At 64.3% G+C, this 15176-nt stretch carries 16 protein-coding genes; 12 read left to right on the top strand and 4 right to left on the bottom strand.

Features of this window, described 5'->3' with window-relative positions:
• Window positions 1–35 precede the first annotated feature (35 nt).
• The 4 genes from gmhB to LPA35_RS14240 all read left to right on the top strand — a co-directional run bounded on the left by gmhB (window position 36) and on the right by LPA35_RS14240 (window position 3020).
• Window positions 36–647, top strand: coding sequence for a D-glycero-beta-D-manno-heptose 1,7-bisphosphate 7-phosphatase (gmhB, locus tag LPA35_RS14255; RefSeq protein ID WP_228897427.1), 612 nt, complete (start codon window positions 36–38; stop codon window positions 645–647).
• A gap of 65 nt (window positions 648–712) precedes the next feature.
• Window positions 713–1489 (top strand): 1-acyl-sn-glycerol-3-phosphate acyltransferase, encoded by a 777-nt coding sequence (locus LPA35_RS14250; protein ID WP_228897696.1) that lies wholly within the window; start codon window positions 713–715, stop codon window positions 1487–1489.
• An 11-nt stretch (window positions 1490–1500) separates the two neighbouring features.
• Window positions 1501–2460 carry a M48 family metallopeptidase gene (locus tag LPA35_RS14245; protein WP_228897695.1) on the top strand — a complete coding sequence of 320 codons (960 nt, stop codon included), beginning with the start codon at window positions 1501–1503 and terminating at the stop codon, window positions 2458–2460.
• Window positions 2461–2597: 137 nt separating this feature from the next.
• On the top strand, window positions 2598–3020 hold the full coding sequence (locus LPA35_RS14240; protein WP_228897426.1) for a rhodanese-like domain-containing protein: 423 nt from the start codon (window positions 2598–2600) through the stop codon (window positions 3018–3020).
• A 197-nt stretch (window positions 3021–3217) separates the two neighbouring features.
• Here the strand turns inward: LPA35_RS14240 and lysM are convergent, their stop codons facing one another.
• Entirely contained in the window at window positions 3218–3703 is a 486-nt protein-coding gene (gene lysM, locus LPA35_RS14235) for a peptidoglycan-binding protein LysM (RefSeq protein WP_228897425.1), read from the bottom strand.
• 180 nt (window positions 3704–3883) lie between these two features.
• Between lysM and LPA35_RS14230 the strand changes: the two genes are divergently transcribed.
• Complete coding sequence (locus LPA35_RS14230) at window positions 3884–4651, top strand: type III pantothenate kinase (RefSeq protein WP_055396845.1); 768 nt, start codon at window positions 3884–3886, stop codon at window positions 4649–4651.
• A 192-nt stretch (window positions 4652–4843) separates the two neighbouring features.
• On the opposite strand, the gene LPA35_RS14225 is transcribed toward LPA35_RS14230, so the two are convergent.
• The 3 genes from LPA35_RS14225 to LPA35_RS14215 form a co-directional block, all read right to left on the bottom strand.
• On the bottom strand, window positions 4844–5620 hold the full coding sequence (locus tag LPA35_RS14225; protein WP_228897424.1) for a hypothetical protein: 777 nt from the start codon (window positions 5618–5620) through the stop codon (window positions 4844–4846).
• Window positions 5621–5676: 56 nt separating this feature from the next.
• On the bottom strand, window positions 5677–6339 hold the full coding sequence (locus LPA35_RS14220; RefSeq protein WP_121422226.1) for a TetR/AcrR family transcriptional regulator: 663 nt from the start codon (window positions 6337–6339) through the stop codon (window positions 5677–5679).
• Between the two features lie 229 nt (window positions 6340–6568).
• Window positions 6569–7162: a phasin family protein gene (locus tag LPA35_RS14215; protein ID WP_228897423.1), complete on the bottom strand. Its 594-nt coding sequence runs from the start codon at window positions 7160–7162 to the stop codon at window positions 6569–6571.
• A 227-nt stretch (window positions 7163–7389) separates the two neighbouring features.
• Here LPA35_RS14215 and LPA35_RS14210 point away from each other — a divergent pair, with 227 nt between their 5' ends.
• The 7 genes from LPA35_RS14210 to LPA35_RS14180 all read left to right on the top strand — a co-directional run bounded on the left by LPA35_RS14210 (window position 7390) and on the right by LPA35_RS14180 (window position 15116).
• Window positions 7390–9375 carry an SDR family oxidoreductase gene (locus LPA35_RS14210; RefSeq protein WP_228897422.1) on the top strand — a complete coding sequence of 662 codons (1986 nt, stop codon included), beginning with the start codon at window positions 7390–7392 and terminating at the stop codon, window positions 9373–9375.
• A 111-nt stretch (window positions 9376–9486) separates the two neighbouring features.
• Window positions 9487–10581, top strand: a complete 1095-nt coding sequence (gene rfbB, locus LPA35_RS14205; RefSeq protein WP_228897421.1) for a dTDP-glucose 4,6-dehydratase — start codon at window positions 9487–9489, stop codon at window positions 10579–10581.
• Window positions 10578–11468, top strand: coding sequence for a dTDP-4-dehydrorhamnose reductase (rfbD, locus tag LPA35_RS14200; RefSeq protein WP_228897420.1), 891 nt, complete (start codon window positions 10578–10580; stop codon window positions 11466–11468). The genes rfbB and rfbD overlap by 4 nt, the downstream gene beginning before the upstream one ends.
• 14 nt (window positions 11469–11482) lie before the next feature.
• A complete protein-coding gene (gene rfbA, locus LPA35_RS14195; protein ID WP_055396830.1) occupies window positions 11483–12367 on the top strand; it encodes a glucose-1-phosphate thymidylyltransferase RfbA in 885 nt (294 codons plus the stop codon).
• A 6-nt stretch (window positions 12368–12373) separates the two neighbouring features.
• Window positions 12374–12919 (top strand): dTDP-4-dehydrorhamnose 3,5-epimerase, encoded by a 546-nt coding sequence (gene rfbC / locus LPA35_RS14190; protein ID WP_228897419.1) that lies wholly within the window; start codon window positions 12374–12376, stop codon window positions 12917–12919.
• Window positions 12916–14109, top strand: coding sequence for a DUF1972 domain-containing protein (locus LPA35_RS14185; RefSeq protein WP_228897418.1), 1194 nt, complete (start codon window positions 12916–12918; stop codon window positions 14107–14109). The genes rfbC and LPA35_RS14185 overlap by 4 nt, the downstream gene beginning before the upstream one ends.
• 68 nt (window positions 14110–14177) lie before the next feature.
• Window positions 14178–15116 (top strand): glycosyltransferase family 2 protein, encoded by a 939-nt coding sequence (locus LPA35_RS14180; RefSeq protein ID WP_228897417.1) that lies wholly within the window; start codon window positions 14178–14180, stop codon window positions 15114–15116.
• Window positions 15117–15176: the final 60 nt, after the last annotated feature.

The raw sequence follows: 15176 nt of genomic DNA, 5'->3' as shown, positions 1-15176 counted from the left end.
GGCTGGCGGTCTGTTTCCACAAGGCACCTCCTCCTATGAAACTCGTCATCCTGGACCGCGACGGCACCCTCAACCCGCTGGGTGATGACTACATCACCTCGGCCGACGAGTGGACGGCCGTGCCTGGCGCGCTGGAGGCCATTGCGCGGCTCAACCACGCGGGCTGGCATGTGGTGGTGGCCACCAACCAGCCGGGGCTGGGGCGCGGGCTGTTTGACGTGGTGGCGCTCAACGCCATCCACGCCAAGATGCACCGCCAGGTGGCGGCCGTGGGCGGGCGCATCGACGCTGTTTTTTACTGCCCCCACGCGGCCGACGAGGAATGCGCCTGCCGCAAACCTGCCCCCGGCCTGCTGGAGCAGATCAGCGACCGATATGGGGTGGAACGCCACGATGTGCAGGTGGTGGGCAGCTGCGCCGCACACCTGCAGGCCGGGGCCGCGCTGGGTGCGCAGTTGCACCTGGTGTGCACGGGGCAGTCGGCGCAGGTGCACCCGATGGGGCCGCTGCCTGTGGGGCTGCCACCGGGCCTGCGCGTGCATGCCAGCCTGGGCGATTTTGTGGACCAGCTTTTGCCTGCTGTGCAGCCCGCTGCGGCACCCCTGGCGGCTACACCCCTGCCAGCGCCTGGTGGTGCCGCTGTCTGATGCTATTACTTTAATAGCTGTTAGCGCTTGATAGATAAGCGCTGGCGGCCAAAATGACCATCAAAATGGCCTTTATCCGTTCCGTCATTCACCTTCTCTGGATGGGCATCACTGTGGTGCCCTATGCGCTGACCATCATGCTGGGCACGCTGCTGGGCGTGCGCGGCAAGCCGCTGTACCGCATCGCCCGCGCGTGGCTGTCACTGTGCATCAGCGGTGCCCGCGTGATCCTGGGCATCCGCGCCAACGTGATCGGCATGGAGAACCTGCCGCAGGGCGAGAACGCGGGGGCGGTGCTGCTGGTCAAGCACCAGTCCACGTACGAGACCTTTCTGATGCCCGCGATCATGCCGCGCCCCCTGGCCTATGTGTTCAAGAAGGAGCTGCTGCGTGTGCCGTTCTTCGGCTGGGCCATCGGCCGCCTCGACATGATCCACATCGACCGCGATCAGCGCACCCAGGCCTTCCACAAGGTGGTGCAGCAGGGCAAAGACCTGTTGGCCCAGGGCATCTGGATCATCATGTTCCCCGAAGGCACGCGCATCGAGCGTGGGCAAAAGGGCAACTACAAGACCGGCGGTACCCGCCTGGCCATCGACACCGGCGCGCCAGTGGTGCCAATTGCTGTGACGTCCGCCAAGGTCTGGCCGCGCAAGGCGTTCATCAAGCGCCCGGGCGTGGTGGATGTGTCCATCGGCAAGCCCATTTCCAGCGTAGGCCGCAAGCCCGACGAGCTGATGCGCGAAGTGGAGGCATGGATCGAGGCCGAGATGCGCCGCCTGGATCCTGATGCGTACCCAGCCGTGGTCATCCCCCCGCACGCCAAGGCGGGCGAGAAGTAGGCCACAGCGTGATGCAGCGGCTTGTGCAGTTGGCGCTCGACTTTTTCGACCCGCCGGTCGCACCGGCAGGACCGGCTGCGGTGCCGGGGGTGAAGGCTGCAGATTCCAAGTCAAAACTGCCCCCAGCGCTGGATGGGAAAGCGCCAGTAGCTCCTAAAACAGTAGTGAATCGGCCTGCTGCACCTGCTGTACCGCTGCCATCTCTGCTGTCTCCGGCCGAATTCCGCCACCCGCAGGCCAGCCGCGAAGTGCTGCTGGGCGATGCCGTCGTGGCCTATGCGTTGCAGCGCGCGCGGCGCCGCACCATCGGCTTTACCGTGGGGGCCGATGGACTGTCGGTACGTGCGCCCAGCTGGGTCACCCTGTCGGGCGTGGATTCTGCGCTGCGCGAGAAGTCCGAATGGATCCTGCGCAAGCTGTCTGAGGCGCGCGAGCGCCACCAGCGCATGGAAGGCGGTCGTATTGTCTGGGCCGATGGCGCCGTGTTGCCCTATCTGGGCGAGCCTTTGACCGTGGTGCTGGACCCGAGCCACGGTTTTGCGGGCAAAGGCGGTGCGCTGGTGGCGGGCACGGATGTGGTGCCACACAGCCTGCACATCGGCCTGCCTCACAGCGCCAGCCCCGCGCAGATCCGCGACGCCGTGCAGGCCTGGCTCATGCGCGACGCGCGCCGCCACTTCACCGAGCGGCTGGATCACTTTGCTCCGCTCTTGGGCGTGCGCTGGGCCAGCCTGCGCCTGTCGAGCGCCAACACCCGCTGGGGCAGTGCCAAGGCCGACGGCTCCATCCGCCTGAACTGGCGCCTGCTGCACTATCGCCCAGCCATCATCGACTACGTGGTGGCGCACGAACTGGCCCACCTGCGCGTGATGGACCACAGTCCGCGCTTCTGGGACACCGTGGCCACCGTGGTGCCCGACTATGCGCAGCTGCGCAGCCGCTTGCGGGATGAGCCCGCGCCTTTGTGGTGAATCCCCCTGAGTCGCCTTTGGCGCCTTCCCCCTAGGGGGACGACGCCCTCGCTGCGGGGCGGCCCTTGGCTTGCGTCCCTCGCACTGGTCGCGCCCAGTTCAAACGTTTTGCCTAGTGCCCAGAAAGGATCCAAACCATGACAAATACGCTCTCCTCCGTTTCTCCCGCCGACGGCTATGCCGGTGACGTGACGCCCCAGCAGGCCTGGCAGTGGGTACAGGCCGGCCGGGCCGTGCTGGTGGATGTGCGCAGCGACGCCGAACGTGAATGGGTGGGGCAGGTGCCCGGCGCCATCGCCGTGGCGTGGAAGCAGTGGCCGGGCATGGTCATGAACGCGGATTTTGATGCGCAGATGCGCACGGCCGTGCCTGAGGGCGCCCGGGCTGTGCTGCTGTGCCGCAGCGGCGTGCGCTCCATCGCCGCCGCGCGCCGCGCTACTGAGCTGGGCATCACGGCCTACAACATCCTGGAAGGTTTTGAGGGCGACGCCGATGCGCAGGGTCAGCGCGGCAAAAAGGGCGGCTGGCGTTTTCACGGTCTGCCGTGGAAGCAGGGTTGATGCTCCCAAAAAAATAGCTGCCAGCGCTTTATAGATAAGCGCTGGCAGCTGGCTCTAAAGCTTGACTTGCCCCGGCGTTCCGTTCGTCTGGGGCGTCGGTACACCCCCGACTCAGGCCAGTGCACCCGTGGAACCGGCTTTGCCGGGCCACCGGGTGCGTCCCCCTTGGGGGAAGGCGCCGCAGGCGACTCAGGGGGTTACTTGGCCTGCGGGATCCGCAGCTTCTGGCCGGGGTAGATCTTGTCGGGGTGGCTCAGCATGGGCTTGTTGGCCTCGAAGATCACGGGGTACTTGTTGGCGTCGCCATAGAACTTCTTGGCAATGGCGCTCAGAGTGTCGCCGCGCACCACGTCGTGGTACTGGGCTTCGGGCTCGGGGTTGGTCACATCCATCAGGTTCTCGACGCTGGTCACGCTGGCCACGTTGCCGCAGCACAGGGTGACTTTTTCCTTGGCCGCCTGCGTAGGGGCTGTGCCCTCCACGGTAACTTTGCCTTCCGGTCCTTCAAAGGCGACCTGCACATTGCTGGCGCCAAGGTTCTGGGACGCGATGTAGGTCTCGATGGCCTTGGATGCCTTGGCGTTGAGTTCATCTTGCGTGGGGGCTGCTGCCGTGGCGGCCTGTGCTTCTTTGCCGCCGAACAGCTTTTCGCCGGCTTCCTTGATGAAACTGAAAAGACCCATGTCGTACCTCCTAATGTTGCAGAAACAGGAAGGACCACTGTAGCGGGTACGGGCGGCTGCGTCGTGTCGGACAGGGGCGCGACACGATTTTTCACAATTTGTGGGCGGGCAGGGGTGGTGCAGCCGGGGGCTGTCGCCCTCGGGCAGAGGTGCATCGCAAAACTCGGGATAATCCGCCGCATGACTTTCCTGGCCATCGACGTCGGTAACACCCGTCTCAAATGGGCGTTGTACGACGCTCCCCGCCCCGGGGCTGCGCTCATTGCGCATGGCGCCGAGTTTCTCGATCACATCGACCGCCTGGCTGAAGGTAGCTGGGAGTCGCTGCCCCACCCGGAGCGCATGCTGGGCTGCGTGGTGGCGGGCGATGCCGTCAAACGCCGCGTGCAAGAGCAGATGGAAATCTGGGACGTCACCCCCTCCTGGGTGGTGTCGTCGGCGCAGGAGGCGGGGCTCACCAACGGCTACGACCATCCCTCGCGCCTGGGCTCGGACCGCTGGGTGGCCATGATCGGCGCGCGCCACCATGTGTTGGCACGTGGCCCGGCGCGGCCGCTGGTGGTGGTGATGGTGGGCACGGCCGTGACGGTGGAGTGCATCGACACCGAGGGCCGCTTCATGGGCGGCCTCATCCTGCCCGGCCACGGCATCATGCTGCGCGCGCTCGAATCGGGCACCGCCGGCCTGCATGTGCCCACGGGTGAAGTGCGCCCGTTTCCCACCAACACCAGCGATGCACTGACCAGCGGCGGCACCTACGCCATCGCGGGGGCCGTGGAGCGCATGTATCAGCACCTGCTGCAGCACTGTGGCCAGGAGCCCGCCTGCATCATGACCGGCGGCGCCGGATGGAAGATGGCGCCCAGCATGACACGGCCGTTCGAGCTGGTGGACAACCTGATTTTTGACGGCCTGCTGGAGATTGCCGCGCAGCGGTTTGGGGGCTGAGGGCTTTTGAGCTCCGCATCCATAGCAGCGCGACACGGCAATCTACTGCAAACCTCTGTGCAAAACTGGCGCTGCGCAAGCCAGAGACACCGAGCAAGGGCCGTCCCGCAGCGAGGGTGTCGTCCCCCTTCCCGAATGGCGTAGCCAGTCGAGAGAAGGGGGAAGCGGCAAAGCCGCTCAGGGGGATGCCTCTTACTCTTCTTCCAGTTCAGCCCGCGCCATCTCCACATCCAGCCGCTCCATGGCATCCATGGGTTCAGCGGCGGCGGCCTTTTCGTAGAGCGCGGTGGCTTCCTGCATTTTCTTGTCGCCCTCCAGCATGACGAGCGCATTGGCGTACTCGATCATCGCGATGGCCGATCCCGGGTTGAGCTTGAGGGCTTCCTGAAACAGCTTGAGGCCCGTGTCCTTCTTGGCGCCATAGGTCATGCCGCCAATCAGCGAGCCCACCTTGTCGATCACCTCGGCATGGAAGGCGCCCAGCGCAATGCGCGCATCGGCGTGTTTGGGCGACAGGGCAATGGCCTTCTCCAGCGAGTCCTTCACCTTGCCACCCAAGCCCTGCGCCAGCGCCTTGGCCACGCTGATGCCCTGGCTGTAGCGGCCCAGTGCGTAGGCGTGCCAGTACCAGGCGTTGGCGTTGTCGGGCTCCTTGGCGGCCTGGGCCTCCGCCCGTTCGGCCACCTGCATGAACAGATCCAGGCGCGCCTTCTCCTTCGGCTCCAGGTAGTTGGCATAGATGGAGGTGGCCTTGTTGGCGGCAGTGATACCCGCGCCACCGGCAGTCAGGCCCGCTGCCGCAGCTTTCTCAAAATCACCGTTGTGGAACAGCGCCCAGGCTTCCAGCACGGCAGCCTCCTTGGGGCAGGGTTCGGCATCACCGCCATGCAGTCGTGCCCAATGCTTCTTGACGCTCGCAGCGTCAAATTGGTAGTCGCCAGCGTGGGGGAAGGGGGTCCATTTGGCCATGGTGTGTGTCTCCGGAAGTTCTTGTTGGTGGGTGTCTGTGGCGGGTGGGCCGTGTATCAGCCTGGCGCTGGTGCGTAGGCGCCGACCAGCTGCAGCAGGTGGGCGCGCTGGCCGCTTTCGAGGTAGGGCATGAGCAGGTTCAGCACATGGTGGGCTCCGCGCAGCAGCGCAGCCTGGGCGCTTTCGGGCTCCAGTGCACGGCGCGGGTCGCGCACGTATTCAAAGCTCAGCCAGTAAGTGAGCACCACGACCATGCTGGTGGCGGTGGCCTCCAGCTCGCGCGAGTCGATGTGCAGTGCATCTGCGCGGCCCATGCCGTCGAGCATGGCGCGCACGGCGCGGGTCTTGTTCTTGAGGATGGCCTGGAAGTGGGTTTCCAGGCGCCGGTTCTTGGACAGCAGGTCGTTGAGATCGCGGTACAGGAAACGGTACTGCCAGATCAGCTCGAACAGCGAGTGCATGAAGAACCAGGCGTCCTCCACATTGCGCACACCATCGGCGGCGGCCAGTAGTTCGGTCAGCGAGGTTTCGTAGCGATCAAACAGCGCGTTGATCAGCTCGTCCTTGGCCGGGTAGTGGTAGTACAGGTTGCCGGGACTGATGCGCAGCTCGGCCGAGATCAGGGTGGTGGAGACGTTGGGCTCACCGAACCGGTTGAACAGGTCCAGCGTCACTTCCAGAATGCGTTCTGCGGTGCGGCGTGGCGCTTTCTTCACCATGTGTGCGGGCCCCTTCGCGTCGTTTGGCGTCGTTGTTGCGTTGTCTCTGATGGCTACTCTAACCCACGCGGTCATGCTGCAGTGCGACATGAACGTAGGGTGCGTATGCAGTACCTAGGCTGCTTGTAGCGCACTTCATGGGTTTCACCAAAAAAAGAAAAGCGGTCCAAACGCCTTGGCGCGTGGACCGCTTGGAGCGGGCTGGGTGCTTGCCGGTGGCAAGCCGTGATCAGCTGGCCGATGGCGTGCTGGTGGCTGCGTCGGCAGCGGCACGTGTCGCGGTCTTTTTGGCCGCAGCCTTCTTGGCGGGGGCCTTGGCGGCTGCCTTGGCAGGAGCCGCCTTCTTTGCCACTGCCTTCTTGGCGGGGGCCTTGGCTGCGGGTTTGGCGGCTGCCTTGGCAGCAGCTTTGGCGGGTGCAGCCTTGCTGCCCTTGGCCAGGGCGTCCACACGGGCGTTCAGGGCTTCCAGGTCGCGGGCCGAGGGCACGCCCAGCTTGGCGAGGGCCTTGGCCACGCGGTCTTCAAAGATGTTTTCGAGCTTGTCCCACTGGCCCTGGGCCTTGGAGCCGATGTCGCTGGCCATGGTGGTCACGCGGCTGGTGGCTTCGGTGATCTTTTCTTCGGCCACGGCCTGGGTCTTGCGCTGGATGGTCAGGCCTTCCTTGACCAGGGCTTCAAACACCTTGCCGCCTTCTTCCTGTGCCTTGGAGAAGGCACCCAGGCCTGCCAGCCAGATCTGCTGGGCGGAGTCCTTTACGGTGCTGGACAGTTGGGCGTTGCTCTTCTTTTTGTCGGCGCTGAGTTTCTGCAGTTTCTTGACCATGGGGCCTCCGTTGTGCGGTTGGTTGGGTTTGCCGGGGCGGGTTGCCTTCGACGCATGGCCGCACTGTACGCCGCACGGCGCGACAGGTGTAGGCGCGCGCTCCTAAAAATGTAGAGCGTGCCATCTAGCGGGGGCGTTCGCTGGCCGCCTAGCATCGGCGCGGGTTTCTGCTGAATCGGTGCGCGCAGGCCTTGGGCAAGAATGAAGCTATCTCAGAGGAGTTATCCATGCAGTATTTCGTGACGGGGGCAACGGGGTTCATTGGCAAGCGGCTGGTCAAGAAGCTGCTGGAGCGAAAGGGGGCGGTGGTGCATTTCCTGATCCGCAAGGAAAGTGCGGACAAGGTGGCCGACCTGCGTAGCTTCTGGGGTGTCGGGCCCACGCGTGCGATTCCCGTGTTTGGCGATCTCACCGCGAAGAAGCTGGGCGTGGCGGCGGAAGACGTCAAGAAGCTCAAGGGCCAGATCGACCACTTCTACCACCTCGCTGCCGTCTACGACCTGGGTGCGGACGAGGAAACCCAGGTGGCCGTGAACATTGAGGGCACGCGCAACACGGTGGACCTGGCCAAGGCGATTGATGCCGGGCATTTCCACCATGTCTCCTCCATCGCGGCTGCCGGGCTGTACGAAGGCGTGTTCCGCGAAGACATGTTCGAGGAAGCCGAGGGCCTGGACCACCCGTACTTCCAGACCAAACACGAGAGCGAAAAGATCGTGCGCCAGGACTGCAAGGTGCCCTGGACGGTGTACCGCCCGGCCATGGTGGTGGGCGACAGCCAGACCGGCGAGATGGACAAGATCGACGGCCCCTACTACTTCTTCAAGCTCATCCAGCGCCTGCGCCAGTTGCTGCCGCCCTGGATGCCCACGGTGGGCCTGGAGGGCGGGCGCGTGAACATCGTGCCCGTGGACTTTGTGGTGAACGCGCTCAACGTCATCAGCCACCAGAAGGACATCGGCAAGAAGTGCTACCACCTGGTGGACCCGGTGGGCTACCGCGTGGGCGATGTGCTCGATATCTTCAGCCGCGCAGCCCATGCGCCGCGCATGAACCTGTTCGTCAACGCCGCGTTGCTGGGCTTCATCCCCAAGAGCGTGAAGAAGAGCCTGATGGCGCTGGCGCCCGTGCGCCGCGTGCGCAACGCGGTGATGAAGGACCTCGGCCTGCCCGAGGACATGCTCACCTTCGTGAATTACCCCACGCGCTTTGATTGCCGCGAAACGTTGGCCGCGCTCAAGGGCTCCGGCGTCACATGCCCCAATCTCAAGGACTACGCCTGGCGGCTGTGGGACTACTGGGAGCGCAATCTGGACCCCGAGCTGTTCATCGACCGCACGCTCAAGGGCACGGTGGCGGGCAAGGTGGTGCTGATCACCGGTGGATCGTCCGGCATTGGGCTGGCGGCAGCGCACAAGTTTGCCGAGGCAGGCGCCACCACCATCATCTGCGGGCGTGACCAGGACAAGCTCGACGAGGCCTGTGCCGAAGCCAAGGCCAAGGGTTACCAGTTCATCGCCTATTCGGCAGACATTGCCGACATGACCGACTGCGACCGTTTTGTGCAGTTGCTCATCGACAACCACGGCGGTGTGGACTTCCTCATCAACAACGCGGGCCGCTCCATCCGCCGCGCCATCGAGTCGAGCTACGACCGCTTCCACGACTACGAGCGCACCATGCAGCTCAACTATTTCGGCTGCCTGCGCGTGACCATGGGCTTTCTGCCCGGCATGGTGGCTAAGCGCAAGGGCCATGTGGTCAACATCAGCTCCATCGGCGTGCTGACCAACGCGCCCCGCTTTTCGGCCTATGTGGCCAGCAAGGCGGCGCTGGACGCGTGGACGCGCTGTGCCTCCAGCGAGTTTGCCGACCAGGGCATCACCTTCACCACCATCAACATGCCCCTGGTGCGCACCCCAATGATTGCGCCCACCAAGATCTACAACAACGTGCCCACGCTGAGCCCCGAGGAGGCGGCGGACATGATCGCCCAGGCCTGCATCTTCAAGCCGGTGCGCATCGCCACGCGGCTGGGCATCACCGGCCAGCTGCTGCACGCGCTGGTGCCACGCGTGGCGCAGATCACCATGAACACGAGCTTTCGCATGTTCCCGGACTCCACCGCCGCCAAGGGCAGCAAGGACGCCAAGCCGCAGCTGTCGGCCGAGGCCGTGGCGCTGCAGCAGATGATGCGAGGCATCCACTTCTGATGACCCGCCGGCCCGGGCAGAAATACCCGCGTTGAACTCTGTTACCCGGGGGCCGGGCGGGGTGGGATAATCGTGGGTTCTGCCGAGCAGGCATTTCACACGGCCCTCCCTATGATTCTGGTTACTGGCGGCGCGGGTTTCATCGGCGCCAACTTCGTTCTTGACTGGCTTGCTGCCTCCAGCGAGCCCGTGGTCAACCTCGACAAGCTCACCTACGCGGGCAACCTGCACAACCTGGACAGCGTGCAGGGTGACGCGCGCCACATCTTTGTGCAGGGCGACATCGGCGACACCGCGCTGGTGGCCCGCCTGCTGGCCGAGCACAAGCCCCGCGCCGTGGTCAACTTCGCGGCTGAATCGCATGTGGATCGCTCCATCCATGGCCCCGAGGATTTCATCCAGACCAACATCGTGGGCTCGTTCCGCCTGCTGGAGGCCGTGCGTGCCTACTGGAGCGCGCTGCCCGAGGGCGAACGTGCCGCCTTCCGCTTCCTGCATGTGTCCACCGACGAGGTCTACGGATCGCTGGCCCCCACCGACCCGGCCTTCGCCGAGACGCGTGGCTTTGAGCCCAACAGCCCTTACAGCGCCAGCAAGGCCGCCAGCGACCACCTGGTGCGCGCCTGGCACCACACCTACGGCCTGCCGGTGCTCACCACCAACTGCAGCAACAACTACGGGCCCTACCACTTCCCCGAAAAGCTGATCCCGCTGATGATCGTCAACGCGTTGGCTGGCAAGAGCCTGCCCGTGTATGGCGATGGCATGCAGGTGCGCGACTGGCTCTACGTCAAGGACCACTGCAGCGCCATCCGCCGCGTGCTGGAGGCCGGCGCGCCCGGTGAGACCTACAACGTGGGGGGCTGGAACGAGAAGCCCAACATCGAGATCGTGAACATGGTCTGCAGCCTGCTCGACGAGCTGCGCCCCCGTGCTGACGGCCAAAGCTACCGCACCCAGATCACCTATGTGAAAGACCGTCCGGGCCACGACCGCCGCTACGCCATCGACGCCCGCAAGATCGAGCGCGAGCTGGGCTGGAAGCCCGCCGAGACCTTCGACACCGGCATCCGCAAGACCGTGCAGTGGTACCTGGACCATGCGGACTGGGTGGCCAGCGTGCAGACCGGCGCCTACCGCGACTGGGTGCAGACCCAGTATGCGCAGGAGGCCTCCGCTGCGGCTGTGACGGGCGCCACTGCATGAACATCCTGCTGTTTGGCAAGGGTGGCCAGGTCGGCTGGGAGCTGCAGCGCAGCCTGTCGGTGCTGGGCTCCGTCACGGCGTTGGACTTCGATAGCACCGAGCACTGCGGTGACTTTTCCAACCCCGCCGGCGTGGCTGATACGGTGCGCGCCCTGCGCCCCGATGTCATCGTCAATGCCGCCGCCCACACGGCCGTGGACAAAGCTGAGAGCGAAGCCGAGTTTGCCCGCACCCTCAATGCCACAACGCCCGGAGCCCTTGCGCAGGAGGCCGCGAAGCTGGGTGCTTGGCTCGTGCACTACAGCACGGACTATGTTTTCGATGGCAGCGGCAGCCGCCCCTGGGTGGAGACCGATACACCCGCCCCGCTGAGCGTTTACGGCCGCACCAAGCTCGAAGGCGAGCAGCTCATTGCAGAGGCGGGCGCCAAACACCTGATCCTGCGCACCAGCTGGGTCTACGCAGCACGCGGCGGCAACTTCGCCAAGACCATGCTGCGGCTGGCGCAAGAGCGTGAGCGGCTGACGGTGATTGATGACCAATGGGGTGCGCCCACCGGTGCCGACCTGCTGGCCGATGTGACCGCCCACGCGCTGCGCCACCTGCAGCAGCGCCCGCAGGATGCAGGCCTGTACCACTGCGTGGCTGCGGGCGAGACCAACTGGAATCAGTATGCAAAATACGTGCTGGCGCAAGCCCAGAAAGCGCAGATAGCTGCAAAAATAATAGCAAAAGAGGTCGCGCCTGTGCCCACAAGCGCATTTCCCACACCGGCCGTGCGCCCCCACAACTCGCGCCTGGGTACCCACAAGCTGCAGTCCACCTTCGGTTTGCAGATGCCCCATTGGCAACAGGGCGTGGCGCGCATGCTCACGGAAATTCTCTGAACGGACCCCAGACCATGACGCAACGCAAAGGCATCATCCTCGCAGGAGGCTCCGGCACCCGGCTGCACCCGGCCACGCTGGCCATCAGCAAACAACTGCTGCCCGTTTACGACAAGCCCATGATCTATTACCCGCTCAGCACGCTGATGCTGGCGGGCATCCGGGACATCCTGGTTATCAGCACCCCGCAGGACACGCCGCGTTTTGCCCAGCTGCTGGGGGATGGAAGCCAATGGGGCTTGAACCTGCAATACGCGGTGCAGCCCAGCCCGGACGGCCTGGCGCAGGCGTTTGTGATCGGGGAGTCTTTTCTGGATGGGGCTCCGAGCGCTCTGGTGCTGGGAGACAACATCTTCTACGGGCACGATTTCCATGAACTGCTGGGCAACGCTCAACAGCGCTCTGCGGGTGCCAGCGTGTTTGCCTACCATGTGCACGACCCGGAGCGCTACGGTGTGGCCGAGTTCGATGCCCAGGGCAAGGTGTTGTCGTTGGAGGAAAAACCTGCTCAGCCCAAGAGCAGCTATGCCGTCACAGGCCTCTACTTCTACGACAACCAGGTTGCGCAGATGGCCCGGAGCTTGAAGCCATCGCCACGCGGCGAACTGGAAATCACCGACCTGAACCGGCTGTACTTGGAGCAGGGGCAGCTCAATGTCGAGATCATGGGCCGCGGCTATGCCTGGCTGGATACTGGCACCCATGAAAGCCTGCTGGAGGCCAGCCAGTTCATTGCGACGCTGGAGCATCGCCAGGGCCTCAAGATTGCCTGCCCCGAGGAAATTGCCTGGCGCGCCGGCTGGATCGACAGTGCCCAGTTGCAGCGCCTGGCACAACCTCTTGCCAAGAACGGCTACGGCCAGTACCTCCAGCGTTTGCTGAACGACAAAGTCTATTGATCCCCCATGCACTCCATCCGGCAATCCATCCCAGACGTTGTCCTCCTTGAGCCCAAGGTGTTCGGCGATAGCCGTGGTTTTTTCTACGAAAGCTTCAACCAGCAGGCCTTCCGGGAGGCCACGGGTGTCCAGTGCGACTTTGTGCAGGACAACCACAGCCGCAGCAGCCAGGGTGTATTGCGGGGCCTGCACTACCAGTTGCCCCCCAGGGCGCAGGGCAAGCTCGTGCGCGTGGTGCGTGGCGCTGTGTTTGATGTGGCGGTGGATATTCGCAAGGGGTCACCCACCTTTGGCCAGTGGGTGGGGGCCCTGTTGACCGAAGACAACCACCAGCAGCTTTGGGTGCCGCCGGGGCTTGCTCACGGTTTTCTGGTGTTGTCCGAATCGGCTGACTTCCTTTACAAGACCACCGACTACTACAGCCCAGAGCATGAGCGCTGCATTCGCTGGGACGATCCACAGCTTGCCATCGCCTGGCCAGCCGTGGAGGCCGCCATTCAGCTTTCGGCGAAGGATCAGGCGGGGCGCTGGTTCGCTGAGGCAGACCTTTGACGACGGCGCAGGGGCGTGCAACGGGCGGATCTCTGGACCGCCCTGCCAAGCTGCGGATCGCCCTGTTGGGAGCCAGGGGCATCCCCGCGAGCTATGGGGGGTTCGAAACCTTTGCCGAACAACTCTCGATACGCCTGGTGGAGCGTGGCCACGAGGTCACTGTGTATGCAGAGACCAGCGAGTCGTCCGTCGAAGACACCTTCTACCAAGGTGTTCGCGTGCGCCACAAACGTCGGCCCCGGTGGGGAGCTGCATCGGTCCTGGCCTACGACTGTGCCTGCCTGTGGGACGCCCGGCGGGGGTACGACCTGGTCTACATGCTGGGGTATGGCGCTGCCTGGGCCTGCTGGTGGCCCCGGGTTTTTGGGGTTCCGGTCTGGATCAATGTGGACGGACTGGAGTGGGCCCGCAGCAAATGGGGGAGGGTTGCACGCATCTACCTGCGCTGCATGGAGTGGGTGGCCAGCCGGGTGGCCACGCGCCTCATCGCCGATGCCGAGGCCATTGCACAGCGGTTCCGCGAGACTTATCCCAAGGGGGCTCCGTCGAGCTTCATTGCCTACGGCGCCGAACTGGTGCAGGACCGGGACGTGGACCCTTCCGTGCTTTCTGCCTGGGGGCTGAAGCCCCGCCGCTACATGCTGGTCGTGGCGCGCCCGGAGCCGGAAAACCATATCCTTGAAATCGTTCAAGGCTATGAGATGCACGGCGGTGACTGGCCGTTGGTCATCGTAGGGGATGTGTCCGGTGCCACGGCCTACCAGCAACTGCTGAGGCAACATGCCAGCGACCGCGTGCGTTTCTTGGGGGGCATCTACGACACCGGGCAGCTCGCAAGCTTGCGTGTACATGCGGCCTGTTACCTGCACGGGCACTCGGTGGGGGGGACGAACCCTTCGCTGCTCGAGGCACTGGCCTGCGGAAACTGGGTCATTGCGCATGACAACCCGTTCAACCGCGAAGTGGCACGCGATGCGGCCGACTACTTTGCCACCCCCGAGCAACTCGCTCGCAGCCTGGACCTGGTGGTTGGCCAGTCGGACGCCATGCTGCCGCAGCGAAGCCAGCGCGCCCGCGATATCGTGGCGGAGCACTACACCTGGGAGGGCATCGCAGATGCCTACGAGGCGCTGATGCTTTCAGAATGCCGGCCCCACAGCGCTGCAACAACCAGCACGGGGACCGTGTGACTGAGCCGACTCATCGATTGGCCTCACGCGGAGGGGCGGGCGGGGCTGCCCCGTCGCAGTCACCGCTGGTGGATGTGCTGCTGGCTACGTACAACGGGGCGAAGTATCTCCGTGCCCAGCTCGATTCGCTGTTGGCCCAGACCCACCAGAATTTCCGCCTCCTCGTCAGCGATGACGGGTCTTCGGATGACACGCTTGCAGTCCTGGAGAGCTACCGGGTGCGCTTTGGAGAGCGTTTGGTACTTGTACCCAATCCCCACCATGGGCAAGGGCTGGTCCGAAACTTTGAGAATCTCATGGTGGCCAGCCTGCATGATGGTGTGGCTGCTTGGGTTGCTTTCTCGGACCAGGACGATGTCTGGCTCCCTCCGAAAATCGAGCTGTGTCTCCAAGAAATGGTGCGAATGGAGCAAGAGGGTGGTGCGGAATTGCCTTGTCTGGTGCACTCCGACCTGACGGTGGTGGATGAGCACTTGGGCGTGATTTCGGAGTCCTTCGCCACATACCAGCGTATGGACCCTCTGCAGTGCTCGCCACTTTCGCTGCTCAGCGTGAACCAGGTGACGGGATGCACGATGATGGTGAACCGCACCCTGTTGCGAATGGCCTTGCCCCTCCCGCAGGAAACCATCATGCACGACTGGTGGTGTGGCCTGGTGAGTGGAAGCGGCCATAGGCGTTTTGTGCCAACCCCGCTGATCCTGTATCGCCAGCATGGCGCCAACCAGGTAGGAGCCAAGGATCGTAGCCTGAAGACGCGTCTGCTCCGGCTGTTGACGAACGGCCAGGGGATCGTCCGGCGTGTCCGGGGGCTGGGTGGGGCTACCTATCTGCAGGCGCAGGCGCTGCAGCTGCGATTGCGCGCCTTGGGGCTGGATGAAGGCTACGTGTCAGAATACCTTGCGTGGAGGGATGGGCCTCTGAGGGCGAGAATTTTTGGGTATCGCGAATATTATGTGGGCCCCGAATTGGATCGATTAAGCCGCTGTTTGCTGTGGTTCAAGTGATTCACTCCGCCCGAGTGAGACAAGTCGGGCCCGGGTATTGGGTGGTTGGAAGAATGTTCA

Origin of the sequence: Acidovorax sp. Leaf73, from assembly GCF_916855635.1 — a bacterium.
GTDB classification, from domain to species: Bacteria; Pseudomonadota; Gammaproteobacteria; order Burkholderiales; family Burkholderiaceae_C; genus Acidovorax; species Acidovorax facilis.
Note: the sequence above shows the minus strand (reverse complement) of the source record. Positions and strands in the feature narration are given on the sequence as shown.

Bases quoted from the DNA above. Each gene is read 5' to 3' on its own strand.
- rfbB (WP_228897421.1), top strand. From the start codon at position 9,487: ATGATTCTGGTTACTGGCGGCGCGGGTTTCATCGGCGCCAACTTCGTT.
- LPA35_RS14220 (WP_121422226.1), bottom strand. From the start codon at position 6,339: ATGGTGAAGAAAGCGCCACGCCGCACCGCAGAACGCATTCTGGAAGTG.
- LPA35_RS14210 (WP_228897422.1), top strand. From the start codon at position 7,390: ATGCAGTATTTCGTGACGGGGGCAACGGGGTTCATTGGCAAGCGGCTG.
- LPA35_RS14225 (WP_228897424.1), bottom strand. From the start codon at position 5,620: ATGGCCAAATGGACCCCCTTCCCCCACGCTGGCGACTACCAATTTGAC.
- LPA35_RS14215 (WP_228897423.1), bottom strand. From the start codon at position 7,162: ATGGTCAAGAAACTGCAGAAACTCAGCGCCGACAAAAAGAAGAGCAAC.
- LPA35_RS14250 (WP_228897696.1), top strand. From the start codon at position 713: ATGGCCTTTATCCGTTCCGTCATTCACCTTCTCTGGATGGGCATCACT.
- rfbD (WP_228897420.1), top strand. From the start codon at position 10,578: ATGAACATCCTGCTGTTTGGCAAGGGTGGCCAGGTCGGCTGGGAGCTG.
- gmhB (WP_228897427.1), top strand. From the start codon at position 36: ATGAAACTCGTCATCCTGGACCGCGACGGCACCCTCAACCCGCTGGGT.
- rfbA (WP_055396830.1), top strand. From the start codon at position 11,483: ATGACGCAACGCAAAGGCATCATCCTCGCAGGAGGCTCCGGCACCCGG.
- lysM (WP_228897425.1), bottom strand. From the start codon at position 3,703: ATGGGTCTTTTCAGTTTCATCAAGGAAGCCGGCGAAAAGCTGTTCGGC.
- LPA35_RS14240 (WP_228897426.1), top strand. From the start codon at position 2,598: ATGACAAATACGCTCTCCTCCGTTTCTCCCGCCGACGGCTATGCCGGT.
- LPA35_RS14230 (WP_055396845.1), top strand. From the start codon at position 3,884: ATGACTTTCCTGGCCATCGACGTCGGTAACACCCGTCTCAAATGGGCG.
- rfbC (WP_228897419.1), top strand. From the start codon at position 12,374: ATGCACTCCATCCGGCAATCCATCCCAGACGTTGTCCTCCTTGAGCCC.
- LPA35_RS14245 (WP_228897695.1), top strand. From the start codon at position 1,501: ATGCAGCGGCTTGTGCAGTTGGCGCTCGACTTTTTCGACCCGCCGGTC.